Origin of the sequence: Dokdonella ginsengisoli, from assembly GCF_042652785.1 — a bacterium.
GTDB lineage: Bacteria > Pseudomonadota > Gammaproteobacteria > Xanthomonadales > Rhodanobacteraceae > Dokdonella_A > Dokdonella_A ginsengisoli.
Map to the genome: position 1 here is coordinate 221,483 of NZ_JBHSHD010000003.1, position 24,796 is coordinate 246,278.

General features: G+C 72.2%; 19 protein-coding genes and 1 pseudogene. 13 read left to right on the forward strand and 7 right to left on the reverse strand.

From position 1 onward, the window contains the following. Positions 1–55 precede the first annotated feature (55 nt). The 6 genes and pseudogenes from hisC to hisIE form a co-directional block, all read left to right on the forward strand. Positions 56–1,117 (forward strand): annotated as a pseudogene (gene hisC / locus ACFO6Q_RS03125) (histidinol-phosphate transaminase); the annotation flags it as partial. Continuing rightward, positions 1,114–2,184 (forward strand): bifunctional histidinol-phosphatase/imidazoleglycerol-phosphate dehydratase HisB, encoded by a 1,071-nt coding sequence (gene hisB / locus ACFO6Q_RS03130; RefSeq protein ID WP_380019054.1) that lies wholly within the window; start codon positions 1,114–1,116, stop codon positions 2,182–2,184. The pseudogene hisC and the gene hisB, both read left to right, overlap by 4 nt. Further along, positions 2,181–2,804, forward strand: coding sequence for an imidazole glycerol phosphate synthase subunit HisH (gene hisH, locus ACFO6Q_RS03135; protein WP_380019055.1), 624 nt, complete (start codon positions 2,181–2,183; stop codon positions 2,802–2,804). Before hisB ends, hisH begins: the two co-directional genes overlap by 4 nt. Further along, entirely contained in the window at positions 2,801–3,538 is a 738-nt protein-coding gene (locus tag ACFO6Q_RS03140) for a 1-(5-phosphoribosyl)-5-[(5-phosphoribosylamino)methylideneamino]imidazole-4-carboxamide isomerase (RefSeq protein WP_380019056.1), read from the forward strand. Before hisH ends, ACFO6Q_RS03140 begins: the two co-directional genes overlap by 4 nt. After that, a complete protein-coding gene (hisF, locus tag ACFO6Q_RS03145; protein ID WP_380019057.1) occupies positions 3,520–4,296 on the forward strand; it encodes an imidazole glycerol phosphate synthase subunit HisF in 777 nt (258 codons plus the stop codon). Before ACFO6Q_RS03140 ends, hisF begins: the two co-directional genes overlap by 19 nt. Beyond that, complete coding sequence (hisIE, locus tag ACFO6Q_RS03150; RefSeq protein ID WP_380019058.1) at positions 4,293–4,925, forward strand: bifunctional phosphoribosyl-AMP cyclohydrolase/phosphoribosyl-ATP diphosphatase HisIE; 633 nt, start codon at positions 4,293–4,295, stop codon at positions 4,923–4,925. The genes hisF and hisIE overlap by 4 nt, the downstream gene beginning before the upstream one ends. Before the next feature lie 236 nt (positions 4,926–5,161). Here the strand turns inward: hisIE and ACFO6Q_RS03155 are convergent, their stop codons facing one another. Both ACFO6Q_RS03155 and ACFO6Q_RS03160 read right to left on the reverse strand, forming a co-directional pair. After that, positions 5,162–6,946 carry a CocE/NonD family hydrolase gene (locus ACFO6Q_RS03155; RefSeq protein WP_380019059.1) on the reverse strand — a complete coding sequence of 595 codons (1,785 nt, stop codon included), beginning with the start codon at positions 6,944–6,946 and terminating at the stop codon, positions 5,162–5,164. 74 nt (positions 6,947–7,020) lie between these two features. After that, the gene (locus ACFO6Q_RS03160) at positions 7,021–7,944 is read right to left on the reverse strand and encodes a DMT family transporter (protein ID WP_380019061.1); all 924 of its coding nucleotides are present in this window, start codon (positions 7,942–7,944) and stop codon (positions 7,021–7,023) included. Between the two features lie 677 nt (positions 7,945–8,621). Between ACFO6Q_RS03160 and ACFO6Q_RS03165 the strand changes: the two genes are divergently transcribed. After that, entirely contained in the window at positions 8,622–13,547 is a 4,926-nt protein-coding gene (locus tag ACFO6Q_RS03165; protein WP_380019062.1) for a DUF5979 domain-containing protein, read from the forward strand. 69 nt (positions 13,548–13,616) lie between these two features. Here the strand turns inward: ACFO6Q_RS03165 and ACFO6Q_RS03170 are convergent, their stop codons facing one another. After that, on the reverse strand, positions 13,617–14,279 hold the full coding sequence (locus tag ACFO6Q_RS03170) for a hypothetical protein (protein WP_380019063.1): 663 nt from the start codon (positions 14,277–14,279) through the stop codon (positions 13,617–13,619). Positions 14,280–14,340: 61 nt separating this feature from the next. Further along, positions 14,341–14,604 carry a putative signal transducing protein gene (locus ACFO6Q_RS03175; RefSeq protein ID WP_380019064.1) on the reverse strand — a complete coding sequence of 88 codons (264 nt, stop codon included), beginning with the start codon at positions 14,602–14,604 and terminating at the stop codon, positions 14,341–14,343. A 266-nt stretch (positions 14,605–14,870) separates the two neighbouring features. On the opposite strand from ACFO6Q_RS03175, the gene ACFO6Q_RS03180 reads away from it, so the two are divergent. Further along, on the forward strand, positions 14,871–15,179 hold the full coding sequence (locus tag ACFO6Q_RS03180) for a DUF3253 domain-containing protein (protein ID WP_380019065.1): 309 nt from the start codon (positions 14,871–14,873) through the stop codon (positions 15,177–15,179). A gap of 106 nt (positions 15,180–15,285) precedes the next feature. Continuing rightward, positions 15,286–17,025: a glutamine--tRNA ligase/YqeY domain fusion protein gene (locus ACFO6Q_RS03185; protein ID WP_380019066.1), complete on the forward strand. Its 1,740-nt coding sequence runs from the start codon at positions 15,286–15,288 to the stop codon at positions 17,023–17,025. A gap of 219 nt (positions 17,026–17,244) precedes the next feature. Here ACFO6Q_RS03185 and ACFO6Q_RS03190 read toward each other — a convergent pair whose 3' ends face one another. Beyond that, positions 17,245–18,090, reverse strand: coding sequence for an SDR family oxidoreductase (locus ACFO6Q_RS03190; protein WP_380019068.1), 846 nt, complete (start codon positions 18,088–18,090; stop codon positions 17,245–17,247). A gap of 135 nt (positions 18,091–18,225) precedes the next feature. Between ACFO6Q_RS03190 and ACFO6Q_RS03195 the strand changes: the two genes are divergently transcribed. Beyond that, the gene (locus ACFO6Q_RS03195) at positions 18,226–18,882 is read left to right on the forward strand and encodes a DsbA family oxidoreductase (protein WP_380019069.1); all 657 of its coding nucleotides are present in this window, start codon (positions 18,226–18,228) and stop codon (positions 18,880–18,882) included. 171 nt (positions 18,883–19,053) lie between these two features. On the opposite strand, the gene ACFO6Q_RS03200 is transcribed toward ACFO6Q_RS03195, so the two are convergent. Then, positions 19,054–20,241, reverse strand: coding sequence for an acyltransferase family protein (locus ACFO6Q_RS03200; RefSeq protein ID WP_380019070.1), 1,188 nt, complete (start codon positions 20,239–20,241; stop codon positions 19,054–19,056). A 145-nt stretch (positions 20,242–20,386) separates the two neighbouring features. On the opposite strand from ACFO6Q_RS03200, the gene ACFO6Q_RS03205 reads away from it, so the two are divergent. Next, on the forward strand, positions 20,387–20,947 hold the full coding sequence (locus tag ACFO6Q_RS03205; RefSeq protein WP_380019071.1) for a nucleoside deaminase: 561 nt from the start codon (positions 20,387–20,389) through the stop codon (positions 20,945–20,947). Here ACFO6Q_RS03205 and ACFO6Q_RS03210 read toward each other — a convergent pair. Then, entirely contained in the window at positions 20,941–22,632 is a 1,692-nt protein-coding gene (locus ACFO6Q_RS03210; protein ID WP_380019072.1) for a glycoside hydrolase family 44 protein, read from the reverse strand. The two genes, ACFO6Q_RS03205 and ACFO6Q_RS03210, sit on opposite strands and share 7 nt — an antisense overlap. A 76-nt stretch (positions 22,633–22,708) precedes the next feature. Between ACFO6Q_RS03210 and rlmM the strand changes: the two genes are divergently transcribed. Further along, positions 22,709–23,779, forward strand: coding sequence for a 23S rRNA (cytidine(2498)-2'-O)-methyltransferase RlmM (rlmM, locus tag ACFO6Q_RS03215; RefSeq protein ID WP_380019073.1), 1,071 nt, complete (start codon positions 22,709–22,711; stop codon positions 23,777–23,779). Positions 23,780–24,022: 243 nt separating this feature from the next. Then, positions 24,023–24,715 carry a TVP38/TMEM64 family protein gene (locus ACFO6Q_RS03220; RefSeq protein ID WP_380019074.1) on the forward strand — a complete coding sequence of 231 codons (693 nt, stop codon included), beginning with the start codon at positions 24,023–24,025 and terminating at the stop codon, positions 24,713–24,715. The last annotated feature ends 81 nt before the right edge of the window (positions 24,716–24,796 follow it).

The window sequence follows — 24,796 nt, forward strand, 5'->3', positions numbered from 1 at the left end:
CTCCGACGAGCCCCCTTCCGCGCTCCGGGCCCCTTCCCCCGCAAGCCGGGCAAACGAAAGCGCGCTCGCGCGCGTCCGCCCGGACCTCGCCGCGTTCGCGCCGTACGCTTCGGCGCGGCGCGGCGGTTTCGAGGCGCGCATCCGCCTCGACGCCAACGAATGCCCGTGGAGCGGCGACGCCGACGCCGTCGGCCTCAATCGCTATCCGTCGCCGCAGCCGGCGGAGCTGCGCGCGCGGCTCGCCGCGCTGTACGGCGTCGCGCCCGAACGGCTGTGGCTGGGCCGCGGCAGCGACGAGGCGATCGACCTGCTGCTGCGCGCGTTCTGCCGCGCCGGCCGCGACAACGTCGTCGCGCTCGCGCCGACCTTCGGCATGTACCGCATCGGCGCGCAGCTGCAGGGCGCCCAGTACCGCACGCTCGCGCTGGACGCCGAAGACGGCTTCGCGCTCGATGCCGAGGCGCTGCTCGCCCTGACCGACGCCGACACCAAGCTGGTGATCGTCTGCTCGCCGAACAATCCGACCGGAACGCTCTACCACGGCGAAGCGCTCGGCGAGCTGGCCGGCCGCCTTGCCGGCCGCGCGCTGCTGCTGGTCGACGAGGCGTACATCGAGTTTTCCGGCGCCGCCAGCGCCAGCGCGCTGGTTGACCGCCACCCGAACCTCGCCGTGCTGCGCACCCTGTCCAAAGTGCATGCACTGGCCGGCGCGCGCATCGGCGCGCTGATCGCCGCCGCGGAGATCGTCGAGCTGGTCGGCCGCATCGCCGCGCCGTATCCGCTGCCGACGCCGAGCGTGCGCGCGGCGCTGGCCGCGCTCGACGACGACGCGGTGGCGCGTACCGACCGCCGCGTCGACGTGCTGCTGGCCGAACGCGCCCGCGTCGCGCGCGCACTGGCGCAGACGCCGGGCGTGCGCGTGTGGCCCTCGTCCGGCAATTTCCTGCTGGCGCGCTTCGACGACGCCGCGGCCGCGTTCGCGCGGGCGCTCGCCGCGGGCATCCTCGTGCGCGACGTGTCGGGGCAGCCGGGCCTGCAGGGCTGCCTGCGCATCACGATCGGCGCGCCGGACGAGAACGACGCGCTGCTCGCCGCGCTCGCCGGAGAGCCGGCATGAGCGCGGGCGCGAAGATCCTGTTCGTCGATCGCGACGGCACCCTCATCGAGGAACCGGCCGACCAGCAGATCGACGCCTACGAGAAGTTCCGCCTCGTGCCGGGCGCGATCGCGGCGCTGCGCCGCTGCGTCGAGGCCGGCTACGAGCTGGTGATGGTGAGCAACCAGGACGGCCTGGGCACGCCGAGCTTCCCGGAGGAAACCTTCAGCGGACCGCAGCAGCTGCTGCTGGACATCCTGGCCGGCGAAGGCGTGCGTTTCCGCGAGATCCTGATCGACCGCAGCCTGCCGGCTGAGAATGCGCCGACGCGCAAGCCGGGTACCGGGCTGGTGCGCCACTGGCTCGCCTCCGACGCGCTCGACCGTGCGCGCAGCGCGGTGATCGGCGATCGCGAGACCGACCTCGAATTCGCCCGCAACCTCGGCCTGCGCGGCTTCCGCCTCGGCGCGCAGTGCACCTGGCCGGACATCGCGCACGCGCTGCTCGCCGCGCCGCGCCGTGCGCAGATCGCGCGCGCCACGCGCGAGACGCGCATCGAGGTCGAGGTCGATCTCGACCGCGCGACGCGGCCGGCGGTGGCGACCGGCCTCGGCTTTCTCGACCACATGATCGAGCAGCTCGGCGTGCACGGCGGCTTCGCGCTGGCGCTGCGCTGCAGCGGCGACCTGCACATCGACGAGCACCACACGGTCGAGGACAGCGCGCTCGCGCTCGGCCAGGCGCTGCGCGAGGCGCTCGGCGACCGCCGCGGCATCGGCCGCTACGGCTTCCTGCTGCCGATGGACGAGAGCCTGGCGCAGGTCGCGCTCGACCTGTCCGGGCGCGCGCACTTCACGTTCGACGGCCGCTTCCCGCGCGAGCAGGTCGGCGCGCTGCCGACCGAACTGGTGCCGCATTTCTTCCGCAGCCTGGCCGACGCGCTCGGCGCGACCTTGCATCTGTCCGTGCGCGGCGACAATGCGCACCACATGGTCGAGGCCTGCTTCAAGGCGGTCGGCCGCAGCCTGCGCGACGCGCTGCGCCGCGACGGCGACACCGTGCCGAGCAGCAAGGGCACGCTCGCATGAAAACGCCGGCGAACGCGCGCGCGGTCATCGTGCCGTCCGGCGGCGCCAACTACGGCTCGCTGATCGAAGCCTGCCGGCGCATCGGCGTGGACGCGGCGGTCAGCGCGAATCCTGCGCAGATCCTTGCCGCCACGCACGTGATCCTGCCCGGCGTCGGCGCCGCCGGCCACGCCATGCGGGCGCTGCACGAGCAGGGACTGGATCGCGTGCTGCCGCGGCTGCGCCAGCCCCTGCTCGGCATCTGCCTGGGCATGCAGCTGCTGTTCGAGGATTCGGAGGAAGCCGACGGCCTGCGCGCGGCGCAGACCCGCTGCCTGGGCCTTCTCGCCGGGCACGTGCGGCGCCTGCCGCCGGCGCCGAGCTGGCCGCACATGGGCTGGAACACGCTGCGCAACCGCGTCGAGCATCCGCTGCTGGACGGCATCGGCGACGCCGACTGGTTCTACTTCGTGCACGGCTACGCGGCGCCGGCCGGCGACGACACGCTCGCCGCCAGCGACCACGGCGAGCCGTTCGCCGCGGTGGTCGCGCGCGGCAACGTGTTCGGCGCGCAGTTCCATCCGGAAAAATCCGCCGCCGCCGGCCGGCGCCTGCTGTCCAATTTCTTCGCGCTCGCATGAAGATCATTCCCGCCATCGATCTCGCCGGCGGCCGCGTCGTGCGCCTGAAGCAGGGCGACTTCGCCGCGCAGCGCGCGTTCGACCACGACGCCGCGGCGCTGGCACGACGCTACGTCGAGGCCGGCGCGCCGTGGCTGCATCTGGTCGACCTCGACGGCGCGCGCGCCGGCGCACCGGCGCAGGTCGACCTGATCGCGCGCATCGCCGCCGGCGGCGGTCGCGTGCAGGCCGGCGGCGGCGTGCGCCGGCGCGACGACATCGAACGCCTGCTCGACGCCGGCGTCGCGCGCGTGGTCGTCGGCAGCGTCGCGGTGCGCGAGCCGCGGACCTTCGCCGACTGGCTGGCCGCGTTCGGCCCCGGGCGACTGTGCCTGGCGCTCGACCTGCGCCGCGATCGCGCCGGCCACTGGCGGCCGGCCGTCGACGCCTGGCGCGGCGACAGCGACGCCGACTTCGCCGCCCTGCTCGACGACGGCGCCGCCGCCGGGCTGCGTCACGTACTGACCACCGACATCGGCCGCGACGGCATGGCCGACGGTCCCAACCTCGCGCTCTACCGCGAACTCGCCGCGCGCTGGCCGGCGCTGGCGTGGATCGCGTCCGGCGGCGTGCGCGACCGCGGCGACGTGGCGGCGCTGGCCGCGACCGGCGTCGCCGCCTGCGTCGCCGGCACCGCCCTGCTCGACGGCACGCTCGCGCTGGAGGACATCGCCGCATGCTCGCGCGCCGCCTGATCCCCTGCCTCGACGTCGCCGACGGCGCGGTCGTCAAGGGCGTGCGCTTCCGCGACCATCGCGTCGTCGGCGGCATCGTCGAACTGGCGCGCCGCTACGCCGAGGAAGGCGCCGACGAACTGGTGTTCTACGACATCACGGCCAGTCCCGAGGGGCGCCGCATCGATCCGGCCTGGGTCGGGCGCGTCGCGCGCGAACTGGACATCCCGTTCTGCGTCGCCGGCGGCATCCGTTCGGTGGCCGACGCCGAGCAGGTGCTCGCGGCGGGCGCGGACAAGGTGTCGATCAACAGCCCCGCGCTGGCGCGCCCCGGCCTCGTCGACGAACTCGCCGTGCGCTTCGGCAGCCAGTGCGTCGTCGTCGGCATCGACGCCGACGGCCGCACCGACGCGAACGACCGCTGGCGCGTGATCGCCAACGCCGGCAAGCCCGATGCGGCCGGCGACAGCGGCCGCGACCTGCTCGACTGGGTGCGCGAGGTCGCCGACCGCGGCGCCGGCGAGATCGTGCTGAATTCGATCCGCGCCGACGGCGTGCGCAGCGGCTACGCGCAGGCCCAGCTCGCCGCCGTGCGCGCCGCCACCAGCCTGCCGCTGGTCGCCTCCGGCGGCGCCGGCCGGCGCGAGCACTTCGCCGAGGTGTTCGAGCGCAGCGGCGTCGACGCCGCGCTCGCCGCCAGCGTGTTCCATTCCGGCGAGATCCGCATCGGCGAACTGAAGGACTACCTGGCCGGACGCGGCATCGTGGTGCGGCGATGAGCACGGACCTGCTCGACGCGCTCGACTTCGCCAAGGGCGACGGCCTGCTGCCGCTGATCGTGCAGCACGCGCACGACGGCCGCGTGCTGATGCTCGGCTACGCGAACCGCGAGGCGCTGGAGGCGACGCTGCGCACGCGCGAGATCCATTTCTGGTCGCGCTCCCGGCAGCGCCTGTGGCGCAAGGGCGAAACCTCCGGCCATGTGCTGGAACTGGTCTCGATCGCGCCCGACTGCGACGGCGACACGTTGCTGTGCCAGGCGCTGCCGGCCGGGCCGACCTGCCATCTCGGCACGCCGACCTGCTTCGACGCGGCCACACCGGCGCACCCGTGGCTCAACGAGCTGGAAGCGCTGATCGCCGCGCGTGCGAATGCCGATCCGGCGTCGAGCTACGTCGCCCGCCTGCTCGCCGCGCCACTCGCGCGGCGCGCGCAGAAGGTCGGCGAGGAAGGTGTCGAGACCGCGCTGGCCGCGGTCGGCGGCGACGCGGCGAAGCTGCGCGAGGAGGCTGCCGACCTGCTCTTTCACCTGCTCGTGCTGTTGCGCGGCAGCGACCTGTCGCTGGCCGACGTCGTCGGCGAACTGGCGCGGCGCCGTGCGCCGAAGGCGCCCGATCGCGTGGCGTAGCGCAACCCGTTTCCTCTCTCCCGCTCGCGGGGCGGCACGCACCCCTCACCCGGCGCGCTGCGCACGCCGACCTCTCCCGCGAGCGGGAGAGGTGAAGCTGCAATCCATCGCCACACAGGCGCAGTCGAATTTCTCCCTCTCCCGCTTGCGGGAGAGGGGCGGGGTGAGGCAAATCGGAGCGCAGCGCCACACGCGCCGACCCGGCCTGTCCCGCGGCCGCAGGAAAAACCGCTTCGTCAGGACTTCGGCGGCGGTACGACCAGCGGCAGCTCGATCGCGCTGGGATGTTCGCGGTCGTGGTAGATGCGCACGTGCGCGGTGCGCGCATCGGCGGCGGTCTCGTCGGATACGTCGCCGCCGCTGTGGTAGTTCTTCTGGAACTGCAGGCTGTTGACCGCGCGCACCACCAGGCGCAGGCGGCTGCCCTGGGCGAGCCTGCGCGAGACGAAGTTGAAGCGGTCGAAGTCGTAGCGCAGCACCTCGCCGGGCGGAATGCGCGCGGCCTTGGCGAGCGACTCGCGGTAGCGCGCGCGCAGCATCATCGAAGACAGCGCGACGGCGCTGCCGTCCGGCCGGATCTCGTGCAGGGTGGCCTGGAAATCCACGTCCGGCACGTCCAGCGAGATCCACAGCGTCGCCTTCGGCGTGCCGCTGAGTTCGACCGCTTCGGGCAGCGCCTGGCCGTGGTAGACGACACCGGCGCCGCGCAGGTTCATCGCGTCGGTCTGGTCGACCAGCATCGTCGCGTCGACGTCGCCGCGCTCGAGTTCGAGGCGGCCGGGGCGCACGTCGAGCGGGTCGTCGACGTAGACGTCGGGCGGCTGGTCGTCCGGCGGCGAAGCCACCAGCGCACCGGAGGCGAACACCTCGCCCGCCTTGCCGCCGTCCGAGGACAGGTAGTAGCTGCGCGGGCCGGCGATGTCCTCGAGCCGGCCGGCGTACTTCCACGCCTCCTCGCCGGTCACGTAGTAGGCCACGCGCTGCTTGAGGAAGTCCGGCTTCTTGCCGTCCTTGAGGATCCAGTCGTACCACTGCACGTGCAGCTGCTTGACGTCGAGCAGGCTGGCGTCGCCGAACTTCAGCCCGCCCAGCTCCTTCTGCGGCCGGCGCGTGCCGCTGTGGTCCCACGGGCCGATCACCAGGTAGTGCTGCGCACGCGCCGCGTCGCTGCCGTGGCGCATGTGCTCGCGGTAGTAGCTCATCGCGCCGAGCTGGTCGTCGTCCCAGTGGCCGGTGATGGTCAGGATCGGCAGGTCGATGGCGGCGTACTGGGCGGCGTTCGGCGCCAGTGCCTGCCAGTGCTCGTCGTAGGACGGATGGCGCAGGTAGTCCTGGAAGATCTCCGAAGGATTGCCGACGATGCGGTCGAGCGTGCGGAACGCGGCGTGGCCGAAATAGCGCTCGGCGAACTTGCCGCGCCAGAACGCCGCGTCGCCGAACAGCGCGCCGTTGGAGGCGACGCCGCTGACGAAGGTCAGCCACTGCACGTCGTAGCTGTAGAAGATGCCGCCGGTGAGCGGGAAATCGATGCCGGGCCGCACGGATGCGGTCGGCACGATCGTGCGCAGGTGCGGCGGCGCCTCCTTCAACGTGGTCCACTGCGTGAAGCCGAGGTAGGAGCCGCCCCACATGCCGACCTTGCCGTTCGACCACGGCTGCCGCGCCAGCCATTCGACCGCGTCGTAGCCGTCGCGCGCCTCGTGCGTCCACGAGCGGAACACGCCGCCCGATCCGTTGCGGCCGCGCGAATCGATCGCGACGAACACGTAGCCGTGCTCGGCGAAGTAGCTGCCGATCGGATGGATGAGATCGGCCGTGTACGGGTTGAGGCAGAACAGCACCGGCAGCTTGCCGGCCTGCGCGTGCGGGCGGTACAGGTTCGCGTTCAGGCGCACGCCGTCGCGCATCGGAATCTGCAGGCGCAGCTGGACGTCGATCTTCGACGCGTCCGGCACCTTCTCCGCGGCCGTCGCGACGCAGGCCGCGCACAGCAGGAGTGACGACAGCAACCAGCGGATCATCGGCCCACTCCGCGACGTCGGGACGGCCATTGTGGTGCACGCACCGCGCCGCTCCAAGCGGCGTGGCGCCAGGCTCAGCCGTTCGGCGGCGGCGGGTTGGCCGGCGTCGCCGCCTTGCGATAGGAGCCGACGAAGATGCCGACCAGCGACAGGCCGACGCCGATCCAGTCGGTCGCGCGCGTCGGCCGCGCGAACAGCAGCACGTCGAAGACGAACGACAGCGCCGGCTGCAGCAGCAGCAACAGGCCGATCAGCGAGGCCGGCAGATGCGGCATCGCGCGCGTCAGCAGCACCCAGCCGAACACCTGACCGAAGAACGCGAGTCCGAGCAGGGACGCGCCGCTGCGCACGTCCGGCAGCGCGAAGCTCTCGCCCTCGACGACGACGGCGACGCCGAGCACGGCCGCGCACAGCAGCGAGACCACGCACAGCAGCTGCGCCGGCGCCAGCCGCACGTGGCCGCTGCGCTGCGCGTGCCGCGTCGACAGCATGTACACCGCGTAGGCGATGCCGGTGACGATGCCGAGCACGACGCCGAGCTGGTACTGCGCGCCGACCGCACTCCAGTCCAGGCCGACCAGCAGGTACAGGCCGACGAAGCCGAGCGCCACGCCGGCGAGGAAATGCCAGCCCAGGCGCTCGCGGTACAGCACGAAACCGGCCAGCGCCATCAGGAACACCTGGAAGTTGCCGAGCAGGGTCGCAAGGCCGGGGCCGATGTACAAGATGCTGCGATGCCAGAGCATCAGGTCGACCGCGAACGCCAGCGCCGGCACCGCCAGCCAGGCCAGATCCGCCAGCCGCACGGGCTGCCAGCGCCGCAGCGCGACGAGGCCGAACAGCAGCATCGCGCCGCCCAGGCCCATGCGGTAGAACGCCGACACGGTCGGTCCGACGTGGGCGAGCTTGACGAACAGGCTGGTGGTCGAGATCGCGGCGGCGCCGACGATCATCTCCAGCAGCGCGCCGCGCGGCAGTTCCGCTTCGGGTGCGCGCATCAGGACGTCCCGTCCGCCGCCGGCGGGCCTGCGTGCGTGCGATGGGAGTGCGTCCTGTGCCCGGCGGGCGGATGGGTGTGCGCGCGCAAGAATCCTGTCCTCAGTTTCCCGCGGCCGCCGTGCGTCTTGCGCCGGGGCGTGGCGGGAGTGTCCGTATCGGCGGGGAGTGCTTTGTGAACTATTCAAAAAAACCCGAATAGCGTCACATACGCCGCTCTATCATAGCCGGGCGCGTCGATCCGGGGCGGTGTCGGCCATCCGGCGACATCGCATCGCGCGCACGGGGCAAGGGGAAGGTGATTGGCGGGACGAACGCTGCATGGGCTGGTGCGCGCCTCGCGTGCCCGGCCGGGGAAGCGGTGGGGATCGGTCACGGCGTCTTCCGCCGCGACGCCACGCAACCGGCGAACCGCGCCGCGAATGCACACGACCGCGGCACCAGCCGCTGTCCGGTCACCGGACCGTTTGTCGATGCTGTCGTTTGCCGGGCAAACGTGCCGCGCCCGGGCGAGCGCGTTCGCGCGCCTGCGCCGTCGCACGATGAAAGGGTGAGTCGTCGGCGACGCCGGCCTTGCGGCGTCGCCTTCCTGTTGGAACTTCGGGGGGAACACATGTCGGGATCGAAGAGTGCACGGCAGGGCGCGCGTTTGGCGCGTGCGGCACGCCGTGGCTGGGCCTTGTTCGCGCTGCTTCCGGCGCTCGCCTTCGGGCAGAGCGCAGACCTGCAGATCACCAAGAGCGGGCCGGTTTCGGCGAGCGGCGGCGACGCGTTCGCCTACACGCTGGTGATGGGCAACAACGGCCCGGGTGGCGCGGACCTGGCGACGTTCCAGGACACGCTTCCGCCCGGCGTCACCGACGTGGCCGCCAGCTGCACCTCGGCCACCAACGGCGCGGCGTGTCCCGCCACGCTGTCGGTCAGCAACGCGTCGGTTTCCGGCACGATCCCGACGTTTCCGAATCTGGGCGAAGTGGCGATCCAGGTCACCGGCACCTTCGCCGTCAGTGGCCCGGCCTCGCTGACCAACGTGGCCACCATCGCCGCGCCGGCCGGCGTGACCGATCCGATGCCCGCGTCCAACACCAGCACCGTCAGCACGGCGATGAGCTACGTCGCCGACCTGGTGGTCACCAAGAACCAGACTCCGGCGGACTTCGTCTCCGGCTCGCCCGTCACCTACACCGTCACCGTCGCCAACCACGGCCCGTCCTCTGCCGACGGCGCGCGTCTGTACGACTTCTTCCGCACCGGCGGCACCGGCTCCTATCTCAACGTCGTGACGAACTTCCTCGGCTGCAGCGCGGCCGGCGGCGCGGTCTGTCCGGCGAACGCCGGCTTCGGCAACATCAGCGGTACCATCGGCGGCGCCGACCGGCCGCTGTTCAACGTGGTCGTGCCGACGCTGCCCTCCGGCGGCAGCCTGACCATCGTCTACACGATGACGCCGACCCTCGGCGCCGCGCCGTGCAGCACGTCGGCGGGATACATCCAGAACTTCATCCACCCCACCGCGCCGAACGGCGTCGTCGACCCGGTCGATCCGGAGGCGTCGGCGTTCATGACCACGCCGGCGGCGGCGGCCTGCCCGCAGGCCGACATCGTCGTCTCCAAGAGCCAGAGTCCGAGCGAGTTCGTCTCCGGCTCGCCCGTCACCTACACCATCACGGTCGCCAACAACGGCCCGTCCGCGGCCGACGGCGCGAACCTGCTCGACTTCTTCCGCTCGGGCGGCACCGGCTCCTACCTCAACGTCGTGACGAACTTCCTCGGCTGCACCGCGGCCGGCGGCGCGGTCTGTCCCGCCGCCGGCAGCTTCGGCAACCTCAGCGGGCCGATCGGCAGCGCGGACCGCACGCTGTTCAGCGTGGTGGTGCCGACCTTCCCCGTCGGCGGCAGCCTGACCATCGTCTACACGATGACGCCGACCCTCGGCGCGGCGCCGTGCGACACGCCGGCGGGCTATCTGCAGAACTTCATCCGCTCCACGCCGCCGCCGGGCGTCGTCGATCCCACCGTCCAGGAAGCGTCGGCGTTCATGACCACGCCGGCCGCGGCGGCCTGCCCGCAGGCCGACCTGGTGGTCACCAAGACCCAGACTCCGACGCATTTCGTCTCCGGCGCTCCGGTCACCTACACGATGACGGTCGCCAACAACGGCCCGTCCGCGGCCGACGGCGCGCGCCTGCTCGACTTCTTCCGTTCGGGCGGCACCGGTTCGCAGCTCGACGTGCAGACGGGCTTCGTCGGCTGCACCGCGGCAGGCGGCGCCGTCTGCCCCGCCGCCGCGAGCTTCGGCAACATCAGCGGCGTCCTCGGGCCGAGCGATCGCACGCTCTTCAGCGTGCTGGTCCCGACCCTGCCCGTCGGCGGCAGCCTGACCATCGTCTACACGATGACGCCCACGCTCGGCGGCTCGCCGTGCACGCCGTCGGGATACCTGCAGAACTTCCTGCGCTCCACGCCGCCTGCCGGCACCACCGATCCGGTGGACCAGGAGGCCTCGGCCTTCATGGGCTTCTCCTGCGCCGACGTCTCGGTGAACAAGTCGGTGACCCCGGTGGCGACGACGAGCGGGAACCTCGTCACCTACACCGTGGACGTGGCCAACTCGGGCCCGGCGGACACCACCGACATCGCGTTCTCCGATCCGCTGCCGGGCGGATTCGTCTACGCGAGCGCCGACTGCACGGTGCTCACCGCGCCGGCCGCGTGCGGCGCGGTCGGCTACGACGGCGGCACGCACACCGTCAGCAGCACGATTGCGTCGCTGGGCAACGGCGGCGCCGTGCGCCTGCGCATCACCGGCACCGCCGGCAGCATTCCGGGCACCTATCCGAACATCGCCCAGGCCACGGTCAACGCCGACACGATCGATCCGGCGACCTCGTCGAACAGCAGCCAGGTCAACCTGCAGATCTCCAACACCAGCTCGCCGCTGACCGTCGTCAAGACCATCGCGGGCGCGCCCGCCGGCGGCCTGCCGGCGGCGCTGACCTTCACCGGCACCGTCACCTGCGGCACGCAGCCGCCGCAGAACTGGTCGGCGACCGTCGCCGCCGGCGCCGTCAGCGGCAGCAGCGGTGCCCTGACCTTCTTCGACGGCGACACCTGCCACGTGACCGAGGACGCGCCGCCGGCCGCACCGGTCGACTACGCCTGGTCCGGCGCGCCGGTCGTCGATCCCGATCCGACACCAGCGCTCGGCCCGGCGACGCCGATGACGGTGAACGTGCGCAACACGCTGGTCGGCGATCCCGGAACGCTGACCATCACGAAGAACGTCAGCGGCGGCCCGGCGGGCGGCGCGTCCGGCAGCTTCACCTTCGCCGTCAGCTGCACGCCGAGCAACACCGCGATTGCGAACCAGACCGTCACCCTGGGCGGCGCCAGCAGCGGCAGCGTCACCGTCGCCGGCATCCCGGCGGGCGACACCTGCACGGTGGCCGAGCAGGCGCCGCTGCCCGCGCCGCCCGCCGGTTACAGCTACGGCCCGCTGCCGGCGCCCGCGACGACGGCGGCGATGACGCCGGCCGGAGCGATCGCCGCGGTCGTCACCAACACGCTGACTGCGGATCCGGGCACGATCCGCATCGGCAAGGTGCTGAGCCTGCCCGCCGGCGTCACCGGTCCGTTCGATTTCCAGTTCGTCGCGACCTGCGACCGGCCCGTCGCCGGCAGCCATTTCAGCGCCACGCTGGGCAACTTCCCGGGCAACGCCAGCGTCGACATCGCCGGCATCCCTGCCGGCGCCACCTGCACGGTGGCCGAGACCCTGCCCGCGCCGCCGGCCGGCTACGGCTGGGCCGAACCCGTCGTGAGCCCGTTGAACCCGGCCGGTCCGATGCCGGCCGGCGGCGTGCAGAACGCGACGGCGACCAACGGCCTGCGCAGCGGCTCGCTGACGCTGAGCAAGACCGTGACCGGCGAAACCGCCGGCTACGTCGCCGGCTCGACCTTCGCGCTGACCGTGGACTGCCGCATCGGCAACTTCTCCGAACCGGGCTTTCCGGACACGCGCCTTCTGACAGACGGCGGGAGCTTCAGCTATCCCAACGTCGCCCCCGGCGCCACGTGCAGCGTCACCGAGGGCGTCCTGCCGGCGACCGGCGGGCCGCAGTTCGCGTACCAGTCGCCGCTGCTGCCGGCCGCCGTCGTCATCGCCGACGGCACGCCGGCGAGCCTGGACGTGCGCAACCCGATCGCGCTGGTGACCGGCGCGCTGACGGTCAACAAGATCGTGGTCGGGCAGATCGACGGCTACGTGCCCGGCAGCACCTTCCCGATCACCACCGACTGCCGCATCGGCGGCGTCTCGCAGGCGGGCTTCCCCGATACGCGCAACCTCGCCGACGGCCAGAGCCACACCTACGCCGGCGTGCCCGCCGGCGCCGCCTGCAGCGCGACGGAAGACAGCGTGCCGGCCACCAGCGGCGTGCAGTACGCCTACGATGCGGCGGTGATCAACGGCCCGGTCGAGATCGTCGCCAACGCCAGCAGCAGCCTGACCGTGCAGAATCCGATCCGCCTGCTGACCGGCAGCGTGACGCTGAGCAAGACCGTCAGCGGCGCCACCGTCGGCTATCTGGCCGGCAGCACCTTCCCGATCCGGCTGGCCTGCACCGACCCGAGCGGCACGCCCATCACGCCGGCCGCCGCCAACCTCGTCGACGGCGGCAGCCGGACCTTCGCCGGCCTGCCGAACGGAAGCCGGTGCAGCGCCAGCGAAGGCGGCCTGCCCGGAACGAGCGGCGGCCAGTACGTCTACGCGACGCCGCTGATCGGCCCGGACGTGAGCGTGGCGACCGATGCCGACCGCGGCATCGCGGTGACCAATCCGATCGAACTGCTCACCGGCCGCCTGACCGTCACCAAGACCGTGACGGGCGGCCCGGCCGGCTACGCCGGCCGCTTCCCGATCCGCGTAGCATGCACGATCGACGGCGCCGTGGTGGGCGGCATCCTGCCGGCCGATACGCAGAACGTCGACGCCGGCCAGGATGCCCCGGGCAGCGCGACGTTCGACAACATCCCGCGCGGGGCGACATGCACGGTCGCCGAAGGTGCGCTGCCTGCGCCGCCGGCGAACCACGTGTGGGCGACGCCGCAGATCGCCCAGCCGGCAACCATCGGCGCCGTGACCGCCGGCGCGAGCGTGGCCAACCGGCTGACCCGTATCGACGCGCCGTTCTTCCTGCGCAAGACCGTCGCCGGCGGTCCGGCCGCCGGCGTCAGCGGCCGCTTCTCGTTCGACGTCGACTGCGGCGAGGCCGGCCGTTTCGTCCATACCGTCGCGCTGAACGGCGCGGCGAGCGGCAGCGTGCGGATCGACGATCTGCCCGCCGGCGCCGTCTGCACCTTCCGCGAAGCGGCCGGCCTGCCCGCCGCCCCGCCCGGCTTCGCCTGGACCGCGCCGCCGCCGGCGCAGACGGTGACGATCGACGGACGCGACGTCGGCTTCATCAATACGCTGGAAGCGTCCGGCGAAGGAGCGCCCGAGGTCAGGCCGGTACCACTGGATCCGCGCACGATGCTGCTCGGCATCGCGCTCGGCGTGCTTGGCCTCACCTGGGTGCACCGGCGCAGGAGCGCGGCGCGGCGCTAGGCGCGGCGCGCCCGGCACGCCTCGATCGGGCGACGCAGGCCGCGCCCGATCGAGGCCGCGGTGCCGGGGTCAGTCGTCGACGTAGGGAAGGATGCGCAGCGGCCGGCGCGAGAATTTCAGCACCGGCCGCTCCGACTCGACGACCATGTCGCGCGTGACGAGGACGCGGCCGTCGGCATCGCTCTGCAGCAGCCGCTCGCTCCGCCCGGCCAGCGTGACCGACGCGGTGTCGCCGGGCGCGAAACGGATCTCCACGCCGCGCGGCTTGGCGTCCTGCGCGCTGCCGCCCGGCGTCCTGGCGAACAGTTCCTCGGCCTGGCGCAGGCCGGCATCGACCTCGCTCCACGGCATCTCCAGCGCATCGGGCACGCGCAGCGCGGCGTGCACGGTCAGCATCAGCGAGCCCTTCGGCTGGTTGGTCTCGACCGGCGGGTTCTCGGCCTGCAGCGCCTCGTCGGCCGGGAAATCCACCGCGCCGTCGGCCGCCACCGGCACGGCGATCGCGCCGCGCCTGGCGCGGATCGTGATGTGGATGTCCTGCGCGCGCACGTCCGGCGACTTGCTCTGCACGCGCTCGACGGCGATCAGCCGGTCATAGGCGCGGATCGAACGCGCCGGCGCCAGCACCTGGTAGAGCGCCAGGTACGGCGTCGCGCTGACGGCCGCACCGTCGGCCGCGGCCGCGGCTGCCAGCGGCGTCAGCAGGGCGAGCAGCGCGAGCGACTTGGACATGACCGGGATCCGGCTTCCTGGCGGGATGCGCGAGCCTAGCAGATCGGCCCGGCGCGCCGGGTCAGGCCGGCACCACGCCGTCGCCGAACTCCTGCGCGTCGGCGCGGCGCTGGCGCAGGTCGGCGTCGATCGCCTGCGCCACCGGCGCGGCGCGCTCGACGTCGACGTCGGCGACCATCACCGAGACGAGATCGCGCGCCGGCAGCTCGCCGATCGCGCCGATCAGGAACTCGCCGCTGACGAAGGCGACGATGCCCTCGCCGGCCAGCGCCGCCTTGACCAGATTGGCGTCGACGATGTTCTCGGCCCGATAGACGATCTTCATGCCTGCGGATTCTCCTCGCCGCGGACGGCGGAAATCTTGGCGCGCCCTTCACGCCGGAATTGCCAAGCTCGACGCGCCGGACCGCCGTGGATTCCACCACCGGAAAAGCAAATGGAAAATGAGCACAATGTGAGCTTGTGTATCGTCGCCGCGCGGCGCACCGTGCCGCGCGACGGCGCCGCTATGATGCGCCGCCCGCGAAACGCGTGCATGCTTTCCGCTGCCGCGTGTCCGCGCACACGAACTCCCGCCGCTCCCGACTCCGCATGATCTCGCACCTGACCGACGACCCGCTGGCCGAACGCATCCGCGAATGCGTGCTGGAGCTGCTGCGCGAGCGCGGCCCCGGCCACAGCATCTGCCCGAGCGAGGCGGCGCGCGCGCTGGCCGTGCGCGTGGGCGGCCGCTGGCAGGACCTGATGCGCCCGGTGCGCGCGGTGGCGGTCTCGCTGGCCCAGGCCGGCATCATCGAGGCGATCCAGAACGAGATCGCGGTCGACCTGCGCGACGTGCGCGGCCCGGTCCGCCTGCGCCTGCGCCACCTGCCCGGACGCCGCACGCACTACGCTGCCTGAGCGCGCGGCCCGGCGGCCGCGCCCGGTTCGTTCGCTTTCGCGCCGCGCACGGCTACACTTGGCGACTTTCCCTCGCCTCCGGATGCCGCCAACGCGGCGCTTGCGCATGACCGAAACCGCCGACCCGAATCCGCCCGTCGCGAACCACTTCATCCGCCAGATCATCCTCACCGACCGCGCCGCCGGCAAGCACGGCGGACGCGTCGCGACGCGCTTTCCGCCGGAACCGAACGGCTACCTGCACCTGGGCCACGCCAAGGCGATCTGCCTGGACTTCGGTCTGGCGCGCGAATTCGGCGGCACCACCGCGCTGCGCTTCGACGACACCAATCCGGCCAAGGAAGACCTCGAATACGTCGAGGCGATCAAGAACGACGTGCAGTGGCTCGGCTTCGAGTGGGACGCGCTGCGCCACACCTCCGACTACTTCCAGGTGCTGTACCTGTGCGCGGAGAAGCTGATCCGCGACGGCAAGGCGTTCGTGTGCGACCTGTCCGCCGAGGAAGTGCGCGCCTACCGCGGCACGCTGACCGAGCCCGGCCGCAACTCGCCGTACCGCGAGCGCAGTGTCGAGGAGAACCTCGACCTGTTCCGCCGCATGCGCGCCGGCGAGTTCGCCGACGGTGAACGCACGCTGCGCGCCAGGATCGACATGGCGTCGGGCAACATCAACATGCGCGACCCGGCGATCTACCGCATCCGCAAGCTCACCCACCAGAACACCGGCGACGCCTGGCCGATCTACCCGATGTACGACTACGCGCACTGCGTGTCCGACGCGGTGGAAGGCATCACGCACTCGTTCTGCACGCTCGAGTTCGAAGACCACCGTCCGCTGTACGACTGGTTCCTCGACCAGCTCGACCTGCCCGGCGACGCGAGCCTGACCGAACCGCTGCGCCGCGACGGCCTGTGGCTGCCGCCGAGCAAGCCGCAGCAGATCGAGTTCGCGCGCGGCAATCTCGACTACACCGTGATGAGCAAGCGCAAGCTGATGGCGCTGGTGGAAGGCGGCCTCGTCGACGGCTGGGACGATCCGCGCATGCCGACCTTGGCCGGCGCGCGCCGGCGCGGCTTCACGCCGGCCGCGATCCGCACGTTCTGGGAGCGCGCCGGCGTGACCAAGCAGAACTCGGTGATCGGCTTCGGCGTGCTCGAAGGCTGCGTGCGCGAGGACCTCGACGCACGCGCGCCGCGCCGCATGGCCGTGCTCGATCCGCTCAAGCTGGTGCTGAGCAACCTCGATCCGGCGCACGAGGAGACGCTGGAGTTCGCCAACCATCCCAAGAACGCCGAGTTCGGCACGCGCGAGCTGCCGTTCTCCCGCGACGTGTGGATCGAGCGCGAGGACTTCGCCGAAGTGCCGCCGAAGGGCTTCCACCGCCTCGTTCCGGGCGGCGAAGTGCGCCTGCGCGGCGTCGGCATCGTGCGCTGCGAGGACGTCGTCAAGAACAACGCCGGCGACGTCGTCGAACTGCGCGGCACGCTCGATGCGGACACCCGCCCGGGCCGCCCGGGCGCCGACCGCAAGGTCAAGGGCACGATCCACTGGGTCAGCGCCCGCCACGCAGTCGCGGCCGAAGTGCGGCTGTACGACCGCCTGTTCTCGGTCGCCGATCCCGACGACGACAGCGACGGCAAGACCTACGCCGACCACCTCAATCCCGACTCCAAGCGCGTCGTGCGCGCCTGGATCGAGCCGGCCGCGGCGGCCACCGAGCCGGAGCGCCACGTGCAGTTCGAGCGCATCGGCTACTTCGTCGCCGACCGCCACGACCACGCGCGCTCGGCGCCCGTGTTCAACCGCACGGCGACCCTGCGCGACTCGTGGGCGGCCGGGAAGTGATGGCGTAGCGCGGGCTTGCCTCACCCGCGCCTGCGGTTGACTCTACCCGCGAGCGGGAGAGTCAACCGCGCGGCTTCCGCTGCCTTGCGCCGGCAGGAAATTCGTCGCTTCCGCACCCGAGTCTCGTTGCTTCCGCAACCCAGTCTCGTTGCTTCCGCACCCGAATGACGTCGTCATCCCCGCGAACGCGGGGATCCATCCTGATTTCCGACAGGCCCATCAAGAGCGCCGGTAGCTCGCGGCGACCTCGTCGGGAATGAAGAAGTCCAGCGCCGGCTTCGCTCCGGAAACCGGCGCGTAGATCGAAAAATCCGTGACGCCTTCGGCGCGCAGCACTTCCTCGTCGATGAAGAAGCGGCCAGTGACCTCGCGCGCCGGCCTGGTGACGATCGCATACGCCGCATCGGCCATGATCGCCGGGCTGCGGCTGGCGTCGGCCAGCTGCGGAATCTTGTTGCGCACCGCCGCGGTGTCGATCGTGGTCAGCGGCCACAGCGAGTTGACCGCGACGCCGCGGCCGCGGAACTCCTCGGCGTGGCCGAGCGTGCACAGGCTCATGCCGAACTTGGCGATGGTGTAGGCGACGTGCGGGGCGAACCATTTCGCCTGCAGGTCGAGCGGCGGCGACAGGGTCAGCACGTGCGGATTAGCCGCGCGCTCCAGATGCGGCAGCGCCGCGCGCGTGCACAGGAAGGTGCCGCGCGCGTTGATCGACTGCATCAGGTCGTAGCGCTTCATCTCGGTCGAAGGCGTGTCGGTCAGCGAGATCGCGCTGGCGTTGTTGACCAGCACGTCGATGCCGCCGAAGCGCTCGACGGTGCGCGCGACGGCGTCCTCGACCGCGGCCTCGTCGCGCACGTCGACGACCAGCGGCAGCGCCTTTCCGCCGGCCTGCTCGATCGCCGCCGCCGCGGTGTGGATGGTGCCCTCCAGCTTGGGATGCGGCTCGGCCGTCTTCGCCGCGATGGCGACGTTGGCGCCGTCGCGCGCCGCGCGCAGCGCGATGGCCAGGCCAATGCCGCGGCTGGCGCCGGTGATGAAAAGCGTCTTGCCTTGCAGGGTCATGGGAGGGTTCCGGGCCGCGTGGAAGACGCCAGTCTACCCTCGCCAGCCGCTCCGTCGCCGGCTTGAAGCCGCCGCCCGCGGCCGCATCTTCCCCGCTCCGGCGCGGTCCTGCGCCGTACAGGAAAGCCCCGCGCCATGTCCGCCACGCCGATCCGCATCGATTTCGTTTCCGACGTCGTCTGCCCGTGGTGCGCGATCGGATTGAGCGCGCTGGAACAGGCCATCGCGCGCGTCGGCGACGACGCGCAGGTCGAACTGCACTTCCAGCCGTTCGAGCTGAATCCGCAGATGGCGGCCGAAGGCGAGGACACCGAAGAGCACCTCGCGCGCAAGTACGGCATCGGCGCGGAGCAGATCGCGCAGAACCGCGAGGCGATCCGCGCGCGCGGCGCCGCGCTCGGCTTCACCTTCAACGCGCGCCAGCGCATCCACAACACCTTCGACGCGCACCGCCTGCTGCACTGGGCCGCGCTCGAAGGCGACGGGCGCGAGAGCGCGCTCAAGCACGCGCTGCTGCGCGCCTACTTCACCGACGGCGAGGACGTCTCCTCGCACGAAGTCCTGGCACGGCTGGCGGCGCAGGCCGGGCTCGACGCGGAACGCGCGCGGCGCGTGCTCGACTCCGGCGAATACGCCGACGAGGTGCGCGCGCAGGAACGCTACTTCCTCGAACGCGGCATCCACAGCGTGCCGTCGATCATCTTCGACCAGCGCCACCTGATCTCCGGCGGCCAGCCGGTCGAGGTGTTCGAACAGGCCCTGCGCCAGCTCGCCGCGGCGAAGAAGGCGTGAGCTTGGTGCCCGTCGACGCGGGCATCCGTTCGCGAAGCGCAGGTATTCCGATAGCGGCGGCCTCACGGACGCGACACGAATCCCTCGATCGCGACGTCTGACGCTTCGACGACGTCATGCCCGCGGACGCGGGCATCCATTGCAGCTTCCCCGAAAGTCGGGCCGCGAAGACTAGGCCGCCTCGGCCGCCAGCGCCGGAGCACGGCCGAACCGCTGCTTCAACGCGCGCTCGCACGGCAGCGACCAGAAGCGCGCGACCAGCCAGCCGAGACCCCAGCACAGCGCGACCGCCGGCAGGTACCACAGCCAGCCGGAGCGGACGTCGGCGCCGGCCGCCTTGTACGCGGTGACCACGGCGAACACGACGAACATGTGGCTGAGATAGATCTCGTAGCTGAGCCGCCCCATCGAGCGCAGCCATCCCATTCCCGGCAGCCCCGGCAGCGGCCGCGGCGCGGCCGGCGAATCGCGCCGATCCGCCCGCCAGTGCATCGCGACGACGAGGCAGGCCGCCGACAGCGTCAGCAGCAGCATCACGCCGTCCTTCAGCCACTTCCACAGCCACGGCATCGCCAGCATCGTCGAGGCGAGGCCGGCAGCGCCGATCGCGCCCACGCTCCACACGATCGCGGCGCGCGGCCGCCAGCGGTCGGCGGCGAGCGCGGCGAGCACGCCGGCGGCGATCGCCGCCATACCGGGCAGGTAGGCCTTCTCCTTCCAGATCTCGTTGTCCACGATCGCCGCCAGCCAGAACGGCAGCGACAGCGCCAGCCCGAGCAGCAGCAGCGCCAGCACGCGACGGTCGCGCACCAGCAGGCAGACCAGCGGAAAGCCGAGGTAGAACACCTCCTCGATCGACAGCGACCACAGCACGTCCCACGATCCCGGCAGGTAGCCGGTGACGCCTTCGTACCAGTTCAGGTGCAGGCCGAACGCCGCCAGTGCCGCGCCGCCCAGCGACTGGCCCTCGCGCTGGATCACGTAGTTCTCCACGCCGGCCAGGTGCAGCATGGCGAGTACGCCGACCAGCAGCGCCAGGCACGGCAGGATGCGTGCGCCGCGGCGCAGATAGAACGCGCGCAGGTCGATGCTCGCGAGACTCCCCCAGCGCGCCAGCGCGTTGCTGGTGATCAGAAAACCGGAAATGACGAAGAACACGAACACGGCCTCGTAGCCGTTGTAGTTCAGCGCGACCAGCAGGCGCCTGGGCAGGACGTCGGCCAGCGCGCCGGTCTTCAGCGGAATGCGCAGGCCGAGGTGATGCAGCACCACCAGCAGGATCGACAGGCCGCGCAGCAGGTCTATGCCCGGATTGCGCGCCTCGCGGACGGCGCCCGCGGCAAGGTTCGGCGGCGACATGGAAGGGTTCGGAATCGCAGCGGAAGCCGCGCCGCGATGTTCGCCCGATTGCGTCCCCGCAGGCAATGCGCAGCGCGCCACGGCGCCGCACGTCGCGTCGCGGCGTTCTGCTAGGCTCGGCGGCGCCCCCACGGAAGCCGACGCCATGCCCGCGACCGAACTCACGCTGTCCCTGCCCGCCTGGCTCGAGGCCGAGATCGGCCCGCCACGCGCCTATGCAGACGCGCAAGCGCGCATCGCACTGGCGATCCGCCTCGCGCGGCGCAACATCGAGGAAGGCACCGGCGGACCGTTCGGCGCGGCCGTGTTCGACGCCGACGGCGGTCTCGTCGCGGCCGGCGTGAACCTCGTGCTGCCGCAGCGCTGTTCCGCCGCGCATGCGGAAGTGGTGGCGTTCATGTCCGCGCAGGCGCGCCTGGGTCGCGCGCGGCTCAACGACGACGGCGCACGCTACACGCTGGCGACCAGCGCGCAGCCGTGCGCGATGTGCTACGGCGCGAGTTTCTGGGCCGGCATCGACGCGCTGGAGATCGGCGCGCGCAGCCAGGACGTGATGGAGCTGAGCGAGTTCGACGAGGGACCGCTGCCGGCGGACTGGATCGGCGAACTCGAACGGCGCGGCATCGCCGTGCAGCGCGACGTGCTGCGCGAGCAGGCGCGCGAGGTGTTCCATCGCTACGCCGAACTGGGCGGCACCAGCTACTGAGCCGCCTCGAAGGCGTCGGCGAAGATGCCGTCGCCGGACTCGATCACCAGCAGGTTCGCCGAGGTCGGCGGCAGGTCGTCCAGCACCAGCGAATCGCCGCCGAGCGTGCCCGAGGCGAGCGCGTGCACCGGCTGCGCCGCGTCGAAGCCGTACAGCGTCCACGCCGCGGCGAGCGGCCGCGCGAATCTCACCTGGGCGCCCTGCGCGGAGGTGCCGCGGTTGGTCAGCAGCACGAAGCTGCGCGACGCCGACACGAACGCGTAGGCGCCGATCGCATCGGCGTCCGCGCTGGCCGCGCGCACGCTGCTGCCGTTCACGCGTGAACCGGCGCCGTCGTAGTCCAGGAACAGCGTGAACGCGCGCTCGACGCGCGACTGCGCCACCGGCGCGATCCAGCGCGTGGCCAGATCCACGCCCTCGCGCGCGAACACGCCGAACAGTTCCGCCTGCGCCACCGCGCCGCCGGCCGAACCGTCGCCGCTCCAGCGGTATTCGCTGAGCGCGAGCCGCGTGCCGGGGCAGTACTGGTCGATCCATGCACGCACGCGCCGGATCAGGCGCGGCCTGGCGTAGTCGCCGCCCAGATCGGCGATCCACGACTGCGAGACCCAGTCCGGGTCGTACAGCTCCTTCAGCGCGGCGAAGCGCCGCGTCGCGAGCGCCGCGCCGTCGTCGTCGCTGCTCGAGTCGAACCCCTGCGGGTAGTAGTGCAGGTCGAGGTAGTCGACCGCGCGCGCGCCGCCGGGCAGCGGCTGGGTGCACGCCTGCTGCAGGTACCAGGCGACGAACGGCATGCCGCCGTGCGCCTGGCGGTCCGGACCGTCCACGCAGGTGTCGGCGGCCGAGCCGAACAGGTCGCAGTAGCCCCAGGTCACCGGGCCGAGCACGGCGGCGTGCGGGTCCTGCTGCTTGATCGCCGCGCCGTAGGCGGCCGCCCTGGCCCAGATCTCGTCATATGTGGCCGGCGCCGGATGCACGTCGCGGTGCGTGGAGTTCCACAGCATCGGCTCGTTGTCGAGCGCGTAGAAGCGCACGCCGCCGGCCGCGGCGGTGCCGAAGGCCGACTGCAGATGCGCGATCCAGTCGCGCTGGAACGCCGGACCCGCCGTCGCGGAGGTGTCGGCCGGATCGTTGCCGGTGATCGGCGTGCCGTTCGCGAGCACGCCGTTGCCGGCGTCGGGATCCCACGGATCGGTCTGCTGCTGCGCGCCGTACTTCGCCACCGAGAAACCGGCGAAGTACGGATGCGCCTGCGGGCTGTCCGCGCGCGGCGTCCAGCCGATCGTCGGGATCGTCAGCAGCACCTGCGTGCCGGCCGCCAGGGTTTCGCCGACGAAGGCATCGGCGGCGTTGCCCAGCGGCGGCACCTGGCTGCGGTCGGCGGCGCCGGGGATGTTCTCGAAGAACCAGTCCGAGCCCGCGTTGTGCACGTCCACGCGCCAGTTGTAGCGCGTGGTGGAATTGCCGCCCCAGCGCCGCAACGGATAGCCGACGACGGCATTGCGCGCGGCATCGCCGTAGGCGACGCCGAAGATCAGCGGGCTGAATGCGCGCACGTCGGCGCCGGTGTCGACGTCGACCGCGACGCGTTCGCCGCGCGGCGCGGCGAGCGCCGTGCCGAGGCCGAGACACACCGTGCAGGCCGCGCCGAGCGCGTGCCGGTGACGCCAGCGGGCTTGGCTCATGTTCCCCCCGTCCGATGCCGCACGCTCGTCATCGACGGAGCGCGCAGGCATCATGCAGCGCCGTCCCGGATCACCGATGTCCGCATCCTACTCTTCCAGTCTGCTGGCGTACTGCCGCCCCGGCTTCGAGGGCGAATGCGCGCAGGAACTCGCCGCCGCCGACGCGCAGGGGGGTGGTGGCGGCTACGCGCGCGCCGAGCGCGGCAGCGGCCTGGTCGAATTCGTGGCGGCCGACGCCGAGGCGCGGCGCCGTCTCGCCGTCGGCGCGCGCTGGCGCGAGCTGGTGTTCGCACGCCAGCTGCTGCAGGTGCTCGGCGGCGCGCGCGACCTGCCGCCGCGCGACCGTCTCGGCGCGCTGCTGCCGATCGTCGAGAACGATCCGCGCCGCTGGTGCGACGCGTGGGTGGAAGCGCCCGACAGCGACGCCGCGCGCGAACTGGCCGCGCTGTGCCGCGGCCTCAACGCCGCCCTGATCGCGGCGCTGAAGCAGCGCCGGCTGATCGACCGCGGCTCGCGCTGGCGCCTGCACCTGTGCCTGACCGCCGGCGACGCCGCCTTCGTCGCCGCCGCCGACGTCGCCGAAGCGGCGCCGTGGCCGGGCGGCATCCCGCGCCTGAAGTTTCCGCGCGCGGCGCCGAGCCGCTCGACGCTGAAGCTCGAGGAAGCGCTGCTGGTGCTGCTCGACGAGGGCGAGCGCGAGCGCTGGCTGAAGGCCGGCATGCGCGCGGTCGACCTCGGCGCCTCGCCCGGCGGCTGGACCTGGCAGCTGGTGAACCGCTCGCTGCACGTGACCGCCGTCGACAACGGGCCGATGGACGCGGCGCTGCTCGCCTCCGGCCTGGTCGACCACCTGCGCGCCGACGGCTTCCGCTACCGGCCCGCGCGCCCGGTCGACTGGATGGTCTGCGACATGGTCGAGCAGCCGGGCCGCGTCGCGGCGCGCATGGCGCAATGGCTCGCGCAGGGCTGGTGCCGCTACGCGATCTTCAACCTCAAGCTGCCGATGAAGAAGCGCTACGACGAGGTGCAGGCCTGTTTCGCGACGGTCCGCACCGCGCTGCACGAGGCCGGCAAGCGCGTCGAGCTGCGCGCCAAGCAGCTGTATCACGATCGCGAGGAGATCACGGTGTTCGCGCGCGTGGTCTGAGGCGGCGCGCGGCTTTCGACGCCTGCGCGCAGCGGCTATGCTGGCGCATTCTCCCTGGATCGCTCGGAAGACCGGCTGTTCGGCTTTCTGTCTCACCTCTCCCGCGAGCGGGAGAGGTCGCGCCGAAGGCGCGGGTGAGGGGAACCGGAGCGCCGCGCTCCGTTTCCCTCACCCCAACCCTCTCCCGCAAGCGGGAGGGGGGGAACAGCAGCGTGCGGCACTCCGCCAACAGATTCCGACCCGATGAATCGCCTGCGCCCCTTCGTTCCGCTGCTGGTCCTCGTCGCGATGGGCGTGGCCGTGTTCGCCTCCGGCCTGCTCGACCGTTTCGACCCGCACCGCATCGCGCAGGAGGAAGCGGCGCTGCGCGGCGGCATCGGCGCGCATCCGTGGCTCGCGGCGCTGGCGCAGGTCGGCGCGATGACCTTGGCAATCGCCACCGGCCTGCCCGGCGCGATCGTGATCGTGTTCGCCGGCGGCATGCTGTTCGGCACGCTCGCCGGCACCGCGCTGTCGACCGCCGGCGCGATGTTCGGCGCGACGATCCTGTTCTTCGCCAGCCGCGCCGCGTTCGCCCAGGGCGGCGGCGCCGAACCGGCGCTGGTCGCGCGCCTGCGCGCCGGCTACCAGGCGCACCCGTTCAGCTACACGGTGTTCCTGCGCCTGGTGCCGCTGTTTCCGTTCGGCGCGGTCACCATCGCGCTGGCCTGGCTGCGTTGCCCGCTGTGGCTGTTCCTGGTCGCCAGCGCCTTCGGCGGCGCGGTGATGATCGCCTTCGAGAGCGCGCTCGGCGCCGGCCTGCTCGAGACGATCGAGCGCGAGGGGGCGGTGTCGTCGAGCCTGTTCGCGCACCCGCAGATCCTGTGGCCGGCGCTGGGCATGGCCGCGCTGGCGCTGGTGCCGATCGCGCTGGGCTGGCTGCGCCGCCGCGGCTGACCGCCGTCCGCCCGGATTCGCGTCCCGCGGCGCCGCGATTGAGCGCCGCCGACGCGTTCCGTTATCCTGCCGCGTTGCCTG